The sequence below is a fragment of the Corynebacterium propinquum DSM 44285 genome (assembly GCF_000375525.1).
GTDB lineage: Bacteria > Actinomycetota > Actinomycetes > Mycobacteriales > Mycobacteriaceae > Corynebacterium > Corynebacterium propinquum.
This window is the reverse complement of record NZ_AQXC01000001.1, coordinates 266244-284505: the sequence shown is the minus strand read 5'-3', so window position 1 is coordinate 284505 and position 18262 is coordinate 266244. Positions and strand designations below refer to the sequence as shown.

Genomic DNA, 18262 nt, shown 5'->3' with positions numbered 1-18262 from the left:
AGTCTGCGGGTTGCTGTGAGCGTTCGTGCGCGAAAAATCCGTAGCTGAATTCATAGCAGTCAGTGTATGCCTTAAGCTGGCAGGGTGAATATTTGGCACGGTATGGACGAGATCCCAGAACACGTGGATTCTGCTGTGGTCACTATCGGAGTTTTTGATGGTGTGCACCGCGGGCACCAAGAGCTAATTTCTGCTGCTGTGAGCACGGCGCGCGCTACGGGGCAGCAGTCGGTGTTGGTTACTTTCGATCCGCACCCTGTCAGCGTGTTCTTGCCGGAGCGCGCCCCCTTGGCGTTGGGGACGTTTGATCAGCGGATGTCGGTCGTCGACAAGATGGGCATCGACAATGTCATGGTGATTGACTTCACCAAGGAGATGGCGGGGTGGTCGCCGCAGGAATATGTCGATCGGCTGCTCGTCGGCAAGCTGCATGCTAACCATGTGATCATTGGGGAGAATTTCACGTTTGGTAAAAATGCCGTCGGCACGCCAGACGTGATGCGGCAGCTGTGCCAGCCGTACGGTATTTCCGTGGATGTCGTCGAATTATTGCATGATCGGCAGCGTGAGTCTGACCTACCTGCGCACGACCACACCTTGATTTGTTCCACGGCCATCCGGAAATTCTTGGCGACGGGCGACGTGGCCTCTGCGCGCTGGGCATTGGGGCGCCCATTTAGCGTCTACGGTCCGATCGTCCGCGGCGCGGGTAGGGGAGGCAAGGAGCTGGGCTTTCCGACGGCGAACCAGTATTTTCCGGACAATCTCGCGCTTCCGGCCGATGGCGTGTATGCCGGCTGGCTTGTGGTTGAAGGCGCAAACTCACCGGTCGATGGAAATATCGTGCCGGGCACTGCTTATGCCGCCGCCATATCGGTGGGAACCAACCCGACTTTTGGCGATGACGAGCGCAGCGTGGAATCTTTCGTGTTGGACAGGGATGCAGATCTCTACGGTTTCAGCGCCACCGTGCACTTCGTCGCTCGTATCCGCGCGATGGAGAAGTACGACAGTCTCGATGATTTGCTCGCGGCAATTTCTCGGGATGTAGAAAACGTGCGCGACGTTTTGGCCCGTGACCTCGCGTCACAGGATGCGGGCGAGAGCGGAAGAAGCGGTAGCGGTGTGGGTGATCACGCCACTGTTGCAGAGGAGTTCTTTTTGCAACCTGGCCCCCATAACGGCTAGAATAATGGTTTGGTTTGCGACTACGGTCCGCAGTGGTTGCAAATGAATTTTCGTGTGGACTGAAATAAGGAGATAAGCATGGCTCTTTCTACGGAAAAGAAGCAAGAGATTCTGAAGGAATACGGCGTTCACGAGACTGACTCCGGTTCCCCAGAGGCCCAGGTTGCGCTGCTGACCCACCGCATCACCAACCTGACTGAGCACCTGAAGGATCACAAGCACGATCACCACTCTCGTCGTGGTCTGTTGCTGCTGGTTGGTCGTCGTCGTGGTCTGCTGAAGTACCTGCAGAGCAAGGACATCAACCGCTACCGTGATCTGATTTCTCGCCTGGGGCTGCGCCGTTAAGTAGTCCTAAGCCGTTAAGCTGTCTTCAGTAGTAGTTAAGCAGCCACTTGGTAGTCTTGACTGCGCGCTTATTGCCACCCTGTCCGGTCGTCCGGGCGGGGTGGTTTTGCATCTTTATGTCGGTTCCGCATGCTAAGGTGGTCTTGGCTTAAAAATCTGCCAGGAATACCTCTTAGGAATTTCTCTTTCTGAAGCAAGATTTTCCTTAACAGACAAAGATTAAATGACGGCTACGATGATCGTCACGACGAACGAGCTCTCGCAAGAGCAAGGAGTTTGTATGAGCAGCACAAAGGCTGTGCAAAAATTTTTTGATGAAGAAGTCGGAATCAATGGCGTAGAAGCCACGATCGACAACGGGGATTTCGGAACCCGCACCATCCGATTTGAAACCGGCCAACTAGCCCGCCAGGCCGATGGATCGGTCACCACGTATTTAGATGATGACACGATGATCTTGTCGACGACCACCGCGTCGTCGAAACCCAAAGAGGGACTCAACTTTTTCCCACTGACAGTGGACGTGGAAGAGCGTATGTATGCGGCTGGCCGCATTCCGGGCAGCTTTTTCCGGCGTGAAGGTCGCCCGTCCACCGAAGCAATTTTGGCGTGTCGCTTGATCGACCGCCCACTGCGCCCGACTTTCGTTAAAGGTCTGCGTAACGAAGTGCAAAACGTCAATACCGTGCTGTCGATAGCACCGGGTGAATACTACGACGTTCTCGCGATCAATGGTGCTTCCGCCGCGACACAGATTTCTGGTCTGCCGGTTTCTGGTGCCGTTGGTGCCGTACGTATTGCTTTGCTGGCTGATGACGAGCACCCAGAAGGAGCGTGGGTCGCTTTCCCGAACCATCAGCAACACCAGGAAGCTCTTTTCGAGATGGTTGTGGCCGGGCGAATCGTGGAAAAGAAAGACGGCGGTCACAAGAAGGGCCGTCGTGTCTCGAAAGGCAACAAGTCAGCGGGCAGCGACGTTGCCATCATGATGGTAGAAGCAGGCGCTGGCGTGAACGTGGCGGACCGTGTGGCTGCGGGTGCACCGGCTCCCACCGAAGCCACCGTCGCGGAAGGCTTGGAGGCCGCAAAGCCGTTTATTGCTGTCCTGTGTCAGGCACAGGCGGATTTGGCTGCCCAGGTCGCCAAAGAAACCGCGGAATTCCCGTTGTTCGTGGAATATTCCGACGAGGTTTACAACGAGGTTTCCAAGAAGGCACGTAAGAAACTGCATAAGCTCCTGTCAATCGGCGAGAAAAACGCCCGTGAGGAAGCCATCAATGATTATATCGCCGAGTGGGATGAGGATCTTGCCGACGATATCGAGGATGAGTATGACATCGACGATGATGATGCTCTGATCGAAATCCGGGCTGCCTACAATGCACTGCAGAAAGAAATCGTTCGCGAAAAGATTTTGCGTGACGGTTACCGTGTGGATGGCCGCCGTACCACGGATATCCGTGATCTGGAAGTGGAAGTTGAGCTGATTCCGCGCGCACACGGGTCCGCATTGTTCGAACGTGGCGAAACCCAAATCCTGGGTGTCACCACGCTGAACATGCTGGAGATGGTGCAACGTGTTGATTCCCTGTCGCCGGGAGAATCCAAGCGCTACATGCATCATTACAATTTCCCACCATTTTCGACTGGCGAAACTGGTCGTGTCGGGTCGCCGAAGCGTCGCGAGATTGGCCATGGTGCCCTTGCAGAGCGCGCCGTCGCACCAGTGATTCCATCACGGGAAGATTTCCCTTACGCCATCCGTCAAGTCTCTGAAGCATTGGGTTCTAACGGCTCGACATCTATGGGGTCTGTGTGTGCTTCGACGTTGTCTCTGTACAATGCTGGCGTTCCCCTGAAGGCACCGGTGGCAGGAATTGCCATGGGCCTGGTTTCTGGTGAGGTCGACGGTGAGGAACGCCACGTCACCTTGACCGATATCCTCGGTGTGGAAGACGCTTTCGGCGATATGGACTTTAAGGTGGCCGGTACTCCGGACTACATCACCGCCCTGCAATTAGACACGAAGCTGGATGGTATTCCTTCTGACGTGTTAGCCCAGGCGCTGGAACAGGCTCGCGAGGCGCGGTTGACCATCTTGGACACGATGGCAGATGTTATCGATTCCCCAGATGAGATGGCAGAAACCGCACCACGCGTAGTGACGGTGACCATCCCAGCATCGAAGATCGGTGAATTGATCGGTCCGAAGGGCAAGACCATCAATGCCATCCACGATGAAACCGGTGCAGAAATTTCCATCGAAGATGATGGCACTGTCTATGTTTCGGCTGCTACCGGCGATCAAGCCGATGCCGCTGTGGAAAAGATCAACGCCATTGCCAACCCACAGTTGCCGAAGGTGGGAGAGCGCTTCTTGGGTACCGTCGTCAAGACTGTTGCTTTTGGCGCTTTCATCTCGCTGATGCCAGGACGTGATGGTTTGATGCACATCTCGAAGATCGGTGGCAGCCGGCGTATCGAGAAAGTGGAAGACGAAATCAACGTTGGCGACAAGGTCCAGGTGGAAATCGCTGATATCGACGATCGCGGCAAGATTTCGTTGGTGCCGGTCGAAGAAGACTAGGGAGTTTCCTGGCTAAACACCAAGGGCACCCCAAGGCACGATACCTGATCTGGTTTTTCTGGCCTTGGGGTGTTTCGGCATGCCTGCCGCTATTTTTGAATATCGACCACGACTCGGGTGGGGTTTTCTAACCGCGTAATGGAATATGGGCGCGGTTTGTCCAAGCCGATAACGAAGACCGACTGCCCCTCGAAGGCCCCGGCGAGTTTCACCTCGGTTACGGACCCAGCGCCAGGAAATTGGGCGTTTATATCAATCCATTTTGCCTGTTTCTCGGGATCAATCGGGGCGGGGGTGCCTTCAATCGCGACATTTAGAGCGATATTTCCCGCATATTCAACGGGAAAACCCGAGCCCGGCTGCGCTGGCTCTTCGGTCAAGCGGGTAAACCAGCCCGGTTTTCCGGTGCCTTCGAACTCGAACACGACTCGGTCAAAGCCTTGGTGAGAGCCCACGCGGACATCTGTTGGACTCAGGTTTCCGTAGTCAGCCGGCAGATCCTGCCGGTCTTCCAATGACGGTGTGCCTAACATTTTCGCTCCGGCAGGTTGTGCCGAGGACTGGCCGCGGGCGGCGGTAGTGCGGGAAGTATCAGCCGCACCTTCGTCTTCGGGCTTTTCAGCAGTGCTGGAGCGTTCGTCATTCGGAGTAGTCGAATCCGCCGCCTCAGATGGCTGTGGTGACGTAGAAGTTACCGTGCTGGTTGGACGCTGTGCGGAACCATTCGAATCGTCAGCAGATGCACAGGCTGCAAGCACTAAACCGGCAGCGCTTACGGTAGCCGCCAGGCTAAGAAATTTCCGAGAAGTGTTCATATACCCAGTTTATCGGTTATTCCGAACGCATTCGGCGAAACTGCGCAACACTGTCGATACAATTAGGTAACGAGATAATTGGATCAACAGAAAGAACCGTTAATCCGCCCCGGTGTCGGGTCGGTGGGAAGCATATAAGGATCAATAATGACTATTAAAGTTGGCGTACTCGGAGCACACGGCCGCGTAGGCAGTGCAATCGTGGAGGCAGTTAACGCAGCCGATGATTTAGAGCTGGTGGCAGCACTAGACAGGGATGACAGCTTGGAGGCTTTGGTGGACAACCAAGCCGAAGTCGTGGTTGATTTCACGCAGCCGGGCGTGGTCATGGGCAATCTGCAATTTTGCCTCGCGCGGGGGATTCACTGTGTCGTGGGCACTACTGGGTTTGATCAGGACCGGCTGGAAGAAGTTGCACAATGGGCGCAGGCCGATGGTGCAGGCCACGTACTTATTGCCCCGAACTTCGCAATTTCTGCGATTTTGACTATGCACTTTGCCCGGCAGGCGGCGGAGTACTTTGAGACCGCTGAGGTCGTGGAATACCACCATCCGACGAAACTCGACGCCCCGTCTGGTACTGCCATCCATACTGCACAGGGCATCGCAGAAGCGCGTCGGCAAGCCAATATGCCAGACATGCCGGATGCCACAGAACAAGCACTCGACGGATCTCGCGGCGCCAACGTTGACGGGGTGCCAGTGCACGCGGTGCGCACCCGGGGCATGGTGGCGCACGAAGAAGTGATTTTTGGCGCGCACGGCCAGTCTCTGACGATCCGTCAGGATTCTTATGACCGAACCTCGTTTGTCCCCGGTGTCTTCGTCGGTGTGCGTCAGATTAAAGACAATCCCGGCTTGACAGTTGGCCTCGATAAGTTTTTAGGCCTGAACTAATCCATGGCTACTGCCAAGAAACTGAAAGTCGATCTTCTCGCAGCCACGCAATTTTTCCCGCCCGCAGATCTCGACTACGCGTGGCAGGTCGATGAGACAGCGACGGCTGCTGAATCATTGGTGGAATTCGCTGGCAGGGCGTGCTACGAAACTTTTGACAAGCCCAACCCACATACTGCAGCTAATGACGCCTATCTGCACCACATCATGGAGGTTGGTCACACGGCATTGCTGGAGCATGCTACCGCGACCATGTATATCCGCGGCATCTCGCGCTCGGTCACGCATGAACTCGTTCGGCACCGACATTTCTCGTTTAGCCAACTCTCCCAGAGATTTGTGCATTCCGGGGATGCACAGTTTGTGATGCCTGATGCCGTGGCCGAGGACGACGAATTATCTCGCTTGGTGGAACAGGCAGTCGATGATTCCCGGTTTGTGTACAACGAGTTGCTTGCTGCGTTGGAAGATAAGCTTGCCGACGAGCCGAATGCATTGTTACGCAAAAAGCAAGCCCGACAGGCGGCGCGTGCGGTGCTTCCGAATGCCACCGAGTCTCGCATCGTAGTGACTGGCAACTACCGCGCATGGCGCCACTTCATTGGTGCGCGGGCTAGTGAGCACGCCGACGTGGAGATGCGCAGGCTCGCCGTGGAATGCTTGCGCTTATTGCACCAACAGGCCCCGTCACTGTTTTCGGATTTCCACGTCAGTACGCTCTCCGATGGCACCCACATGGCTGTGAGCCCCTATGCTTAACTGCGCAAAGGCGCGCCGGTTCTCAGTTGGACGTGGTTAACGGGTAACCTAGACCAGCATGAGCACAGGTTTGACAGTCAAGACTGGAGTCGAGACATTCGGCAGCGTCAGTGTTGCCATGGTGACCCCGTTCGATAAGGACGGCGCTGTGGACCTTGGCGCTGCACGAAAACTAGCCGCTCACCTGGTGGATAATGGCTTGGACGCCCTCGTGGTTTCCGGTACCACTGGAGAGTCACCCACCACCTCGGTGGAGGAGAAGCTTGCTCTTATCAAAGCTGTCAAAGATGAGGTCGGCGACCGTGCCAAGATCATGGCCGGCGTCGGCACGAATAATACGGCTACCACGATTGATCTCGCTCAGAAATCCGCGGCTGCGGGGGCAGATTCTCTCTTGGTCGTGACTCCGTATTACTCGAAGCCGAGCCAAGCAGGCCTTATCGCTCATTACACGGCAGTTGCGCAGGCTACGGACCTGCCCATCAGCTTGTATGACATCCCTGGACGCTCGGGCATCCCGGTCGAGTCGGAAACTATCGTTGAACTCGCCAAGCTGCCCACCATCCAAGCAGTGAAAGACGCAAAAGGCGATCTGCATGCTGCTTGCAATCTGATTCAAGAAACCGGCCTGGCATGGTACTCGGGTGATGACCCAGCAAACCTGCCATGGTTGTCGGTTGGTGCAAGCGGGTTTATCTCCGTAATCGGACACGCTGCACCGAAAGCTTTGCGTGAGCTCTATGACGCATACGACACCGGAGATCTTGCGCGTGCGCGAGAGATCCACACAACTGTATTAACGCCGTTAATCCGAGCACAACATCGCTTGGGCGGCGCCAATTTTGCTAAAGCAGCCCTGCGTGAACAGGGCATTGACGTAGGCGAGCCGCGGTTGCCACTCGTTCCGCTAGACAACGAGCAGGTGGCTGGGCTGCGCCGTGATTTGGACCAAGCTGGAGTCTTATAGATGACTGAATCTCGCACTCGTTCCCGGAAAGTATCCCGTAAGGCGGGGCCGCCGGAGGACGCTGCAACTGTATCGCAATCCTTGTCGCAGAACAGCAGTTCTGCCGAAACTGCACCGAACCCGTCGTTTAAGCCACCAGAGAACACCCCAGACTCCGGTGGCTCGCAGTCTGCTGGTTCCGGTAACCACAACCAGAACCACAAGAACTCGAACAAGTCCAAAAAACAGGACAAGTCGAATAAGTCGGATAATAAAAAATCCGGGGGAGATAATTCAGCCGACAACGCGTCCGGAAATAACAAAGACAACAAAGGTGGAGGCAACAATTCCGGTAAGGGACGCGGCCGCGGTTCTCGTGGGCGCTCGAACCGGGGTCGTGGCGGTAATAACAACCACGGTGGCGGCCAGGGTGGAAATAACCAAGGCGGAAACAACCGTGGACGTCGTAACGTCCCGAAGTCGATGCAAGGTGCTGATCTAACGAAGCGTTTGCCCGAGCCGCCGCAGCAGCAAAAAGGCACGCTGCGTATGTATGCTCTGGGTGGTATCTCGGAGATCGGCCGTAACATGACCGTTTTTGAATACGACGGCAAGTTGTTGATCATCGACTGCGGCGTGCTGTTCCCCTCGTCAGGAGAGCCAGGCGTGGACCTGATCCTGCCGGACTTCGGGCCGATCGAGAAAAAGATCGACAAAGTCGAAGCATTGGTCGTGACTCACGCCCACGAGGATCACATCGGTGCTATCCCGTGGTTGCTTAAGCTACGTCCGGATATTCCAATCGTCGCGTCCAAATTCACCCTGGCACTGATCGCGGCAAAGACAAAAGAACACCGCCAGAAACCAAAGCTGGTGGAAGTTAATGAAAAATCGGACGTGAATTACGGCCCGTTCCGGTGCCGGTTCTGGGCAGTTAACCACTCGATCCCAGACGCATTGGGCATCATGCTGAACACGCCTGCTGGATCGATCATTCATACCGGTGACATCAAGCTCGACCAGACGCCGTTGGATAACCGTCCGACGGATCTGCCAGCCTTGTCGCGGTACGGCGATGAAGGCGTCGATCTGATGCTGTGCGATTCTACGAATGCCACGGTGCCGGGGGTCTCGGCTACCGAGGCTGATATCGCACCGACACTGAAGCGCATCGTGCAGTCTGCAAAAAACCGCGTGATCGTTGCATCATTTGCCTCGAACGTGTACCGCGTTCAGGCCGCCATTGACGCTGCTGTTGCTTCGCACCGCAAGGTTGCGTTCAACGGACGTTCGATGCTGCGAAACATGGAAATTGCCGAAAAGATGGGTTACCTGCGCGTACCAAAGGGCACCATCATTCCGATCGAGGAAGCCTCGAAGATGGCTCCGCACAAGACCATGTTGATTACCACCGGTACACAGGGTGAACCGATGGCTGCGCTGTCACGGATGGCCCGTCGTGAGCACAGGCAGATCACGGTGCGTGCAGGAGATCTGATTATCCTGTCATCGTCACTGATCCCGGGTAACGAAGAAGCAGTTTTCGGTGTGATCAATATGCTGTCGCAAATCGGCGCGGAATTGATCACCAACGCGGATGCTAAGGTGCACTCGTCAGGCCATGGTTATGCCGGTGAACTTTTGTTCCTGTATAACGCCGCGCGTCCGAAAAACGCCTGGCCGGTTCACGGTGAGTGGCGCCATCTCCGCGCAAATAAGGAGTTGGCGATCTCCACCGGCGTGCCGCGTGAGCGCGTTATGCTCGCACAAAATGGCGTGGTTATTGACATGGCGAACGGCAAAGCCGAAGTGGTGGGCCAAAAGACCGTTGGTAACCTCTACGTCGACGGTGTGAACATGGGCAACGTGGACGCCGACACCCTCGCCGATCGCACCAGCCTCGGGGCTGGCGGTGTGGTGTCGATTACCTGTGTGGTCGACAACCGCACCTCACAGTTGCTGGAGCGCCCACGCGTTGAAACCACAGGCTTTGCAGAAGACGATCGTGCGCTTATTCCGCAGGTAGTCGAATTGGTGGATAACACCATGAATGATTTGGCCGCAGAAGGCGAAAACGATACCTACCGCATGGTGCAGAAGCTTCGTCGCAAGGTCTCTCGTTTCATTGAGCAGAATTGGAAGCGTGAGCCAGTGATTCTGCCAACCGTCGTTCCAATGGCCTCTGAGATCGAGATCGTGGATGATGAGGAAGTAGATAACTCACGTGAATCTATCTAATCCTCTGGCTTTTTAGCCTGCGTAGATAGTTCAGATGGAACATGGCCCCGGGGTAACCTGGGGCCATGTCTTTTTCTGATTCTGAACGTCAGCTATTGGCCGACCTTTTCCTCGAAGTCGGCCCAGAAGCACCAACCTTGTGCGCTGGGTGGACGACTACTGATTTGGCTGCGCATTTATGGGTACGTGAACATCGCCCCGATGCTGCTGCGGGGATGGTCATCTCGCCGCTGAAAAATCACCTCGCGAGCGTACAGAATAAAGTCAAAAAGCAGGATTATGCGCAGTTGGTAGAACACTGGCGCGCCGGCCCGCCGAAATTCTCACCGCTCCGGCTTGCTGATCGCACAATGAATGCAGCTGAGCATTTCGTTCACCATGAAGATGTTCGTCGCGCCCGCTCGTCGTGGAGCCCACGTGTACTTGAGGCAACAGCGACTGCTGCCTTATCCAAGTCATTGTCGTTGCTGGCGAAGGTGCTGCTTCGGCATTCGGAGTTACCGGTCATATTGAGCCCAACGAACTTAGCTCCCCTGACTGTTGGTGGTGCGCGGGGAGTGGTTGACCAAGGTGATGCTGTCGCCCGCGTGTCCGGTGATATTGGAGAGCTCGTGTTGTGGGTCTTTGGTAGGGATACTGTTGATGTTGAGACGAGCGGCAATACGGCGAAAATTGTTCGGTCTAGTTTATAGAGTTGACTTACAGATATGTAAGTTCATTCGCGTAAATGGTGTGGCGCTTGGGAAAAATGAGCATTGAGGTATTAGGGTATGGGGCATGTCTGTGAAGTCCACCAGCCCACGCAATACTCGAGGTGGTAGTGAGCGCAAAAAAGCCCGTTCCAATTCCACCCGCCCGGCGCCGCGCAGCCGCACCAGCCGCACGGAGACTAAGCCGAGCGGCAGCGCTGCGTCGACACGAGCTGGTGGCAAGCCCACGCGGGACTCGGTGACAAAGGTGGAACCCACACATCCAGAAACGGCGGTATTTGGCTCTTCGCATCGCGCTGCGAACACCTCGCACGAACGTACGGGTAGCGCATTTCGCGCAGTCGGCTCAGGGATTGGGGCAGTTTTTTCCAAAACCGCTGAAGCGCTGACGAAGTTTGGCAATATTGGACAATCCGATGAAGACTACGACGAGTATGCCGAATATGACGATGATGTCGTAGCGAATAGAGGCAGCCACGGAAAACTTGATGAGGACCTCTATTCTGCGGATACCCCTGATAGTTCGGTGAAGCAGAAAAAACCGGCGAAGAAAACGGAGTCTTCGGTTCGCTCGAACCCCGAGACATCAGATACTGACGAACTCGGCGATGAGGTATCGACAGCGCAGAAGGCTACCAGTGGCCCGTCGTCGCGCTCCGATGCCATCGCGTTGGTCTTAATTGGTATCGCCATAGTCTTGGGGGCCTCGGTCTGGCTTGATATCGCTGGATTCATCGGGCGTGGAATCGCGACAGCTACCCATGCAGTACTTGGGGCCGGCGCTTTTGTGATTCCCGTGGCTCTGGTGGTTGCCGCGGCAGCTCTGTTCTCTGGAAAGCGAGTGGCATTAGAAAACCGCGTGCGCGTCAGCGCTGGTACCGGCTTGATTGTGGTGTCGATGCTGGGGCTAATTCACCTGTTTTCTGGTGCACCAGATTCTTGGGCGGAACGATTTGTCGCCGGGGGTGCACTCGGGGCGTGGACAGGTGGTGCCCTAGCTGCCGGATTTAGTTCTTATGTAGCGGTGCCTTTACTGATTTTGGTAATTATTTACGGAGCCCTGAAAGTCACTGGGATCACCGTCAAAGAATTCGCTGAATACCTTCGCGAGGCAATTTCTGGCAATGCCGGCGACACTGAAGCAAGTGCTGAGGTTTCCACAGAGCTAGATGATGCCTATGGCCACGTTGATAAGGACATCGATGCCATCGTTTCCGGAAGTCCTCGCACGCCACGTCGTCGCGCACCCTTGCGTGCGACACCCGTCGTACCCCCCGCTCGTTCTGCGGGCCGCGGGACAGCACCTGTGAATGCTGCGGGCGCTGTTGCGCCAGCCGCCGAGCAATTAAACAATGCTGGGCACAAGGCACCTAGCGAATCGGCGTTGGATAACGGGCGGGAAGAACAGACTGAGGTTTTGCGAAATACTGCCGTACACGCACGTAGCGAGCAATCCTCGGCGTCTACTGCGGGAACACGGCGTGCACCGTCTATGAGTGATACCGATGAGATCCAAGCAGTACCCGATTCTTCGCGTGCCGGTTCGGATAACTCTTCTACCAGCGCTGGTTCGGAACACACTGAGGTGCTTTCAGCAGAATCTCGCGATGCTGTCGCCCAAGCGCATGATAGTTTGCAGCAACAGAAGAAACCGGTATCGCAGGCACCTCAGGCAAAGGCTTCGCACACTCCGCACACTGCGCAGACAATGCCAGAGGTCATCGACGCGGAACCGGCTGACGGAACGGAGTTGAATACGGAAGCGGTGATTGAGCCGGTTGAATATTCGATTCCATCACCGGGATTGTTGGAGCCGGGTCGCGCACCGAAGACGCGCACCGAGACTAATGACCGCACTATTGAAGCCATCGATGCCTGCTTCGCGGAGTTCAAGGTAGATGCAGAAGTTACTGGTTTCACGCGCGGCCCGACAGTGACGCGTTATATCGTTGAGCTGGGTCCAGGTGTGAAAGTCAGCAAGATTACCAACCTGCAGTCCAATCTGGCTTACGCGGTAGCGACAGGAAACGTGCGTATTTTGGCGCCAATTCCGGGCAAATCAGCAGTTGGCATCGAGGTGCCAAATTCTGATCGTGAGATCGTGCGGTTGCGTGACGTTCTGGAATCTGAGGTTATCGCTGGCGACGAGGATCCAACGTTGGTTGGATTGGGCAAAGATATCGAAGGTGAATTTATCTCGTCGTCCATTCAGAAGATGCCGCACTTGCTTGTTGCCGGCTCGACTGGTTCTGGTAAATCGGCATTTGTTAACTCCATGCTGGTCTCGTTGCTCACGCGTGCGACTCCGGATGATGTGCGCTTGATTTTGGTGGATCCAAAGATGGTGGAATTGACTCCTTATGAGGGTATTCCACACCTGATCACGCCAATTATCACCCAGCCAAAGAAGGCTGCGGCCGCGTTGCAGTGGTTGGTGGAAGAAATGGAGCAGCGTTATCAGGACATGCGGTCGGCGCGGGTCCGTCACATCAAAGACTTCAACCACAAGGTCCGTACCGGTCAGGTGCAAGCACCTGCGGGCTCTGAACGTGTGATGGAACCTTATCCATTCATTGTGTGTGTCGTTGATGAGTTGGCAGATCTGATGATGACCGCGCCGAAAGAGATTGAAGAATCGATCGTGCGTATCACGCAGAAGGCGCGCGCGGCGGGTATCCACTTGGTATTGGCCACCCAGCGCCCGTCGGTCGACGTGGTTACCGGTTTGATCAAAACCAACGTGCCATCGCGTTTGGCATTTGCGACGTCGTCGTCCACGGACTCGCGCGTGATTTTGGACCAGACCGGTGCCGAACAACTGATTGGTATGGGTGATGGCCTGTTCATCCCACAGGGGGGACGTCCAGTGCGCATGCAGGGTGCTTTTGTCTCCGATGACGAGGTCTATGCCGTGGTAGAAGCGGCTAAGGCGCAAGGGGAGCCGGACTATACCGAGGGCGTGACCGAGGATAAACAAGCTGAGGCGAAGAAGGCGATTGACGACGACATCGGTAAGGACATGGATGACTTGCTGGAGGCCGTCGAGCTGGTTGTAACCTCCGGACTGGGATCCACGTCGATGCTGCAGAGGAAGTTGCGTATCGGTTTCGCCAAAGCTGGTCGTTTGATGGATTTGATGGAAACTCGTGGAATCGTCGGCCCTTCAGAAGGCTCGAAAGCCCGCGAAGTGTTGACTAAACCAGAAGAGCTGGATACGACCATTTGGATGATCAAAGGTGCGGATCCAGCTGAGGCTCCGAAGGAAGTACAAGAACAGGAAGCGCACTTTGCTGAAGCTGCCGAGGATGACTCATCAGATGGTACGGGAGCGCCTCAAGTATCTAAGGCGTCCTATAACCCCACCTCATCGGCGTTTTAAAGCGTGATTATCGGGGTTCGCTTTGGAGTGCGCTAAACTGTAGAGCAGTCCATGGAGGGGAGTATCCTCAACGCGACAGTAATCGTCAACACGGTGGCAGCGGCTTTGCTGGCGCCCGGTTCTGTCGGTCCACCCCACGCGGCATGAGGGAGCACAATAAAGTTTTGAGCTCTTCGAACAGCAATGACGGTAACAGCTAGTGCGTCGCAATGCGTGACTGTTTCTGTGTTGTCCGTGTGCGGGTTGTGGGTAGGAGAGACCTCTGGTCCATCTACATGCTGACCGGAGGTCGTGGTGGGAGTACCACTTGTTGTTTGGCTGATTACTATCGCAGCTATCGCTGGGTTTTTCATATTTGATTTCTATACTCACGTTCGCACGCCCCATGCGCCCACGCTGAAAGAGGCTGGTTTCTGGTCAGCGTTTTATATCGGCATCGCCTTATTGTTCGGCGTTGTCGTGTGGTTCGGATGGGATGCGCAACACGGCATTGAATATTTCACTGGTTATGTGACCGAAAAGGCATTGTCGATTGACAACCTCTTTGTGTTTGCCCTGATTATTGGTGCATTTCAGGTGCCGAGGCAGTACCAGCAAAAGGTATTGTTGATCGGCATTGTTCTCGCCCTTATTTTCCGCTTGATCTTTATCCTTGCTGGTTCCGCGCTTATCTCTGCTTGGTCAGATATTTTTTACGTATTTGCGATCTTTTTGCTGTACATCGCCATCAAGCTGGTAGTCGATGAGTTCCGTGACAAACCGGAAACGCATCCAAATGACATGCTGGCCATCAAAATGATCCGTAAGGTCATGCCGGTCACGAAGGATTACCAGGGCGATAGTTTAGTCGTGCGTAACGCAGGAAAACTGGCGGTCACTCCACTGCTGGTCGCACTTCTGGCCATCGGCTTCGTGGATGTCATGTTTGCATTCGACTCGATCCCGGCAATTTACGGAATTACCACCGAGGCTTATTTGGTATTCGCGGCGAATGCCTTTTCCCTCATGGGCTTGCGGCAATTATATTTCTTGCTTGATGGTTTGCTGGATCGCTTGATTTACTTGGCATACGGTTTGGGTGTCATCTTGGGATTCATCGGTATCAAACTGCTGCTGCATGCGTTGCACGAAAATAATCTGCCGTTTATCAGTGGTGGAGAAAACTTGTCTGTGCCAGAGATATCCACAGTAGGCTCACTAATCTTTATTGTTTTGACGCTGGTAGTGACAGTGGTTGCCTCGGTGATCAAATCTCGCCGGGATGTCGCACAAGGTGCAATTGATACGCGTAAACATCGGCCGGGGGTCTAGGCAAAAGGTGAATCGGAACGGGGTAGGATCAGGAGTGTGAGTACCCCAGCTGCGAAGCCGTCCAACCTAAATCTCCCAAACGTTCTCACGAGTTTGCGGATCGCCTTCATCCCGGTCTTTGTGTGGCTCGTTCTAGCGGGCGGGGGCACCGAAATTGGCTGGATGCGGGCGGCGTTCTTGGTTTTTGTCGCGCTCATGATTACCGATAAGCTCGATGGTGACATCGCGCGAGCACGCGGATTGGTAACAAATTTCGGCAAGATTGCTGACCCGATAGCCGACAAAGCACTGATGACTTCTGCGTTGGTGAGCTTGAATATTATCGGTGAGCTTTCGGTGTGGATAACGGTCGTTATTTTAATCCGTGAATTCGGCATCACCGTCTGGCGCTTTGCGCTTTTGCGTCGTGGAAAGGTAGTCCCAGCTAGCCAAGGAGGCAAGCTAAAAACCGCGCTGCAAGCGCTCGCCGTCGCACTCTACCTATGCCCGCTGCCAAGCTGGATGGACGCGCCGACGCTATTGGTCATGCTGGCTGCCGTCGTCGTGACTGTATGGACCGGCTTTGCCTATTTGCGTGATTCACAGCGGGAGAATTAAATCGTGCCAGCATTTCGAACTGCATACTCTGGGGACTGCCGCGATAATGCCTGCGACGATGCACGAGATGGTGATGCCCGCGCAGTGCTGGAGCTGTTGGAATCCCGAAGCCAAACCCTGGCGACGTGTGAATCGCTGACGGCAGGTGGAGTGGCAGCGCGCCTTGCAGATATACCCGGGGCATCTGCTGTTTTGCAAGGAGGGCTAGTTACCTATTCTGCCGCCCTCAAGGTGCTGCTGGCCGGCGTGGATCGTGATCTGATCACGCGCTACGGGGTAATGTCTGCCGAGTGCGCGCAAGCGATGGCTGCCGGTGCCCGCAAGGCATGCAGGACTGATTGGGCAGTATCTCTTACTGGTGTGGCAGGGCCTGGTCCGGCTGATGGGCGTGCTGCTGGTGATGTCTACATTGCGGTCGCGGGGCCGACATCTGCATCGTCAGCAGTGCAGTTGTACCAATGGCCGAATCTCACGCGCGGACAGGTGCGTGAAAACTCAGTTCGAGCTGCGTTGCGACTACTACTATCTGTGCTTTCTACCGTCTAGTCGATTGCTATTTAAGGTAATTATTGGATCGACGTAGTAGATCGCTGATTTGTTCGATTAAGTCTGGAATTTAGAGTCTCGGTGTTTAAAGCCGTTGTATACTAGCCGGTGATCCCACACCATGAGGTGGGAACAAAATATGAACTCGAATCGTTGGAATAAGTGATGGCAACTCAATCAGTAGTACTTGATACTCCGATTATCACCGGAGAAACCACCGCATATCACGAGCGTTTGGCTAAGCCAGAGCCTCTGTTACGGCAGGCTTTGGGCTTAGCGCTGCGTGCCTTCCGCGCTGATAAAGGTGTTACGTTGCGTGAACTGGCGAAAGCGGCACGGGTTTCGCCTGGTTATATTTCCGAGCTTGAGCGTGGGCGCAAAGAAGTTTCTTCGGAACTTCTTGCGTCGGTCTGCCATGCCCTGAATGCAACTGTGGCTGATGTGCTCATTGAAGCCGCCGGAAATATGGCAATGACTTCCGTTGATCAAGAGCTGGCGCAAACCTCACCTGCCGCCGCGGAGCCTGCTTCGCAGTCTTAGGCTTGCTGCTTTCGGTGGCCTGTTCATGGAAAATTGATTCGTAGTTCATTCCAGGCCGCGGTGGCTTTATACCGACAACCACAATTCGACCTAGATACGCACACAGGAAGGTGCTTGATTTAGCATGGCTAATCCTTTTAGCAAGGCATGGAATTATTTCATGGCTCTGTTCGATTCGAAGATCGATGAGCACGCGGACCCAAAGGTCCAGATCGAGCAAGCGATTAGCGATGCGAAGCGGCAACATCAAGAGTTGTCGCAACAGGCGGCCGCAGTGATCGGTAATCAACGCCAGTTAGAGATGCAGTTGAACCGCAGGCTTAATGAGGTAGAGAAGCTGCAGTCGAATACGAAGCAAGCGTTGGAATTGTCGGACAAAGCCCGCAGTGAAGGTGATGAGCGAAAGGCTATCGAATACGAAAACGCTGCAGAGGCTTTTGCTGCACAGTTGGTGACTGCAGAACAATCTGTAGAAGAGACCAAGCACCTGCACGATCAAGCACTGAAACAGGCTGACCAGGCTAAGCAGGCTGTAGAGCGCAATAATATGCAGCTGCAAGAAAAGGTACAGCAGCGGTCCAAGTTGCTGAGCCAGCTGGAGCAGGCCAAGATGCAGGAAAAGGTTTCGGAGTCGCTCAACTCCATGAACAACCTCACCAATGATTCCTCACCATCGCTTGATAGTGTTCGCGACAAGATTGAACAACGCTATTCGCGTGCATTGGGCCAAGCTGAACTGGCGGAGAACTCCGTCCAGAACCGCATGCACGAGGTAAAGCAGGCTGGTATCCAGATGGCTGGTCATTCGCGGCTTGAGCAAATTCGGGCCGAGATGGGCGGGTCAGGTTCTGCACAGAAGTCGGTGTCGCAAGGGCAATCGGGTGGACCGAAACAGGTGACGTCTGGTCAACAAGGTGGTGCCCAGGCAGACCAGCAGGCTCAGCCGCAAGTTTCGGAAGACGAAATTGCTAAACGCATGCGGGAACTTCGTGGGGAATAGCAACTACGATTGCACAAGATCCCGAGTTTAAGGCGGTGTTGCTATGCGACTAACTGAATTCAGCCGACTATTGCACGACGAATTTGGGGAAACCCAAGCGAAATGGATTGCCCATTCACACGTGTTGACTGGGCGTGAGGCCACCGCCGACGAGCTTATCGAAGCAGGAGTTGATCCCGCAGAGATTTGGGATGGGATCATGGATGATTTTCGCATCCCAGAAGAGCGACGCTTGGGTAAGGATAACCCTGGCTGGTGACCGGTCCCGATGCATGTTGTCGACAGCGTTGGGTGCACACGAGTGTGATTCGGGTGTCGACGTGGTCGAGTAAAGGACACTATTGAGCCAGCAATCAGTGCAGGTGGTTCATGCAAACTCTAGAAAAATGAGATGAGCGGAA

General features: G+C 54.9%; 16 protein-coding genes. 15 read left to right on the top strand and 1 reads right to left on the bottom strand.

The annotated features are described in order from the left end of the window. Window positions 1–84: 84 nt before the first annotated feature. From B142_RS0101330 to B142_RS0101320, 3 genes are all read left to right on the top strand, one after another. Window positions 85–1188: a bifunctional riboflavin kinase/FAD synthetase gene (locus tag B142_RS0101330; RefSeq protein ID WP_259816580.1), complete on the top strand. Its 1104-nt coding sequence runs from the start codon at window positions 85–87 to the stop codon at window positions 1186–1188. 78 nt (window positions 1189–1266) lie between these two features. Further along, complete coding sequence (gene rpsO / locus B142_RS0101325) at window positions 1267–1536, top strand: 30S ribosomal protein S15 (RefSeq protein WP_018119737.1); 270 nt, start codon at window positions 1267–1269, stop codon at window positions 1534–1536. Window positions 1537–1816: 280 nt separating this feature from the next. Continuing rightward, the gene (locus B142_RS0101320; RefSeq protein ID WP_018119736.1) at window positions 1817–4123 is read left to right on the top strand and encodes a polyribonucleotide nucleotidyltransferase; all 2307 of its coding nucleotides are present in this window, start codon (window positions 1817–1819) and stop codon (window positions 4121–4123) included. 89 nt (window positions 4124–4212) lie between these two features. On the opposite strand, the gene B142_RS0101315 is transcribed toward B142_RS0101320, so the two are convergent. Next, window positions 4213–4938, bottom strand: a complete 726-nt coding sequence (locus B142_RS0101315; protein ID WP_018119735.1) for an AMIN-like domain-containing (lipo)protein — start codon at window positions 4936–4938, stop codon at window positions 4213–4215. 147 nt (window positions 4939–5085) lie between these two features. On the opposite strand from B142_RS0101315, the gene dapB reads away from it, so the two are divergent. The 12 genes from dapB (at window position 5086) to B142_RS0101255 (ending at window position 18120) form a co-directional block, all read left to right on the top strand. Continuing rightward, complete coding sequence (gene dapB, locus B142_RS0101310; RefSeq protein ID WP_018119734.1) at window positions 5086–5835, top strand: 4-hydroxy-tetrahydrodipicolinate reductase; 750 nt, start codon at window positions 5086–5088, stop codon at window positions 5833–5835. A 3-nt stretch (window positions 5836–5838) separates the two neighbouring features. After that, window positions 5839–6594 (top strand): FAD-dependent thymidylate synthase, encoded by a 756-nt coding sequence (gene thyX, locus B142_RS0101305; RefSeq protein ID WP_018119733.1) that lies wholly within the window; start codon window positions 5839–5841, stop codon window positions 6592–6594. Between the two features lie 58 nt (window positions 6595–6652). Then, window positions 6653–7561, top strand: a complete 909-nt coding sequence (gene dapA / locus B142_RS0101300; RefSeq protein ID WP_026167736.1) for a 4-hydroxy-tetrahydrodipicolinate synthase — start codon at window positions 6653–6655, stop codon at window positions 7559–7561. After that, window positions 7562–9778: a ribonuclease J gene (locus tag B142_RS0101295; RefSeq protein ID WP_018119731.1), complete on the top strand. Its 2217-nt coding sequence runs from the start codon at window positions 7562–7564 to the stop codon at window positions 9776–9778. It begins immediately after the preceding gene. A gap of 65 nt (window positions 9779–9843) precedes the next feature. Further along, window positions 9844–10470, top strand: coding sequence for a TIGR03085 family metal-binding protein (locus tag B142_RS0101290; protein ID WP_018119730.1), 627 nt, complete (start codon window positions 9844–9846; stop codon window positions 10468–10470). 85 nt (window positions 10471–10555) lie between these two features. Next, window positions 10556–13867: an FtsK/SpoIIIE family DNA translocase gene (locus B142_RS0101285; protein WP_018119729.1), complete on the top strand. Its 3312-nt coding sequence runs from the start codon at window positions 10556–10558 to the stop codon at window positions 13865–13867. A gap of 294 nt (window positions 13868–14161) precedes the next feature. Next, window positions 14162–15178, top strand: coding sequence for a TerC/Alx family metal homeostasis membrane protein (locus tag B142_RS11505; RefSeq protein WP_081604902.1), 1017 nt, complete (start codon window positions 14162–14164; stop codon window positions 15176–15178). Between the two features lie 36 nt (window positions 15179–15214). Continuing rightward, window positions 15215–15775 carry a CDP-diacylglycerol--glycerol-3-phosphate 3-phosphatidyltransferase gene (gene pgsA / locus B142_RS0101275; RefSeq protein WP_018119727.1) on the top strand — a complete coding sequence of 187 codons (561 nt, stop codon included), beginning with the start codon at window positions 15215–15217 and terminating at the stop codon, window positions 15773–15775. A gap of 3 nt (window positions 15776–15778) precedes the next feature. Next, window positions 15779–16321, top strand: coding sequence for a CinA family protein (locus tag B142_RS0101270; protein ID WP_018119726.1), 543 nt, complete (start codon window positions 15779–15781; stop codon window positions 16319–16321). A gap of 165 nt (window positions 16322–16486) precedes the next feature. Further along, window positions 16487–16861 carry a helix-turn-helix domain-containing protein gene (locus B142_RS0101265; protein ID WP_018119725.1) on the top strand — a complete coding sequence of 125 codons (375 nt, stop codon included), beginning with the start codon at window positions 16487–16489 and terminating at the stop codon, window positions 16859–16861. A 124-nt stretch (window positions 16862–16985) separates the two neighbouring features. Beyond that, on the top strand, window positions 16986–17861 hold the full coding sequence (locus B142_RS0101260; RefSeq protein ID WP_018119724.1) for a PspA/IM30 family protein: 876 nt from the start codon (window positions 16986–16988) through the stop codon (window positions 17859–17861). Window positions 17862–17904: 43 nt separating this feature from the next. Continuing rightward, window positions 17905–18120 (top strand): DUF3046 domain-containing protein, encoded by a 216-nt coding sequence (locus B142_RS0101255; RefSeq protein WP_018119723.1) that lies wholly within the window; start codon window positions 17905–17907, stop codon window positions 18118–18120. The last annotated feature ends 142 nt before the right edge of the window (window positions 18121–18262 follow it).

Excerpts from the sequence above, each read along its gene's own strand:
- rpsO (WP_018119737.1), top strand. The coding sequence starts at position 1,267 with ATGGCTCTTTCTACGGAAAAGAAGCAAGAGATTCTGAAGGAATACGGC.
- B142_RS0101320 (WP_018119736.1), top strand. The coding sequence starts at position 1,817 with ATGAGCAGCACAAAGGCTGTGCAAAAATTTTTTGATGAAGAAGTCGGA.
- B142_RS0101315 (WP_018119735.1), bottom strand. The coding sequence starts at position 4,938 with ATGAACACTTCTCGGAAATTTCTTAGCCTGGCGGCTACCGTAAGCGCT.
- dapB (WP_018119734.1), top strand. The coding sequence starts at position 5,086 with ATGACTATTAAAGTTGGCGTACTCGGAGCACACGGCCGCGTAGGCAGT.
- thyX (WP_018119733.1), top strand. The coding sequence starts at position 5,839 with ATGGCTACTGCCAAGAAACTGAAAGTCGATCTTCTCGCAGCCACGCAA.
- dapA (WP_026167736.1), top strand. The coding sequence starts at position 6,653 with ATGAGCACAGGTTTGACAGTCAAGACTGGAGTCGAGACATTCGGCAGC.
- B142_RS0101295 (WP_018119731.1), top strand. The coding sequence starts at position 7,562 with ATGACTGAATCTCGCACTCGTTCCCGGAAAGTATCCCGTAAGGCGGGG.
- B142_RS0101290 (WP_018119730.1), top strand. The coding sequence starts at position 9,844 with ATGTCTTTTTCTGATTCTGAACGTCAGCTATTGGCCGACCTTTTCCTC.
- B142_RS0101285 (WP_018119729.1), top strand. The coding sequence starts at position 10,556 with ATGTCTGTGAAGTCCACCAGCCCACGCAATACTCGAGGTGGTAGTGAG.
- B142_RS0101265 (WP_018119725.1), top strand. The coding sequence starts at position 16,487 with ATGGCAACTCAATCAGTAGTACTTGATACTCCGATTATCACCGGAGAA.
- B142_RS0101260 (WP_018119724.1), top strand. The coding sequence starts at position 16,986 with ATGGCTAATCCTTTTAGCAAGGCATGGAATTATTTCATGGCTCTGTTC.
- B142_RS0101255 (WP_018119723.1), top strand. The coding sequence starts at position 17,905 with ATGCGACTAACTGAATTCAGCCGACTATTGCACGACGAATTTGGGGAA.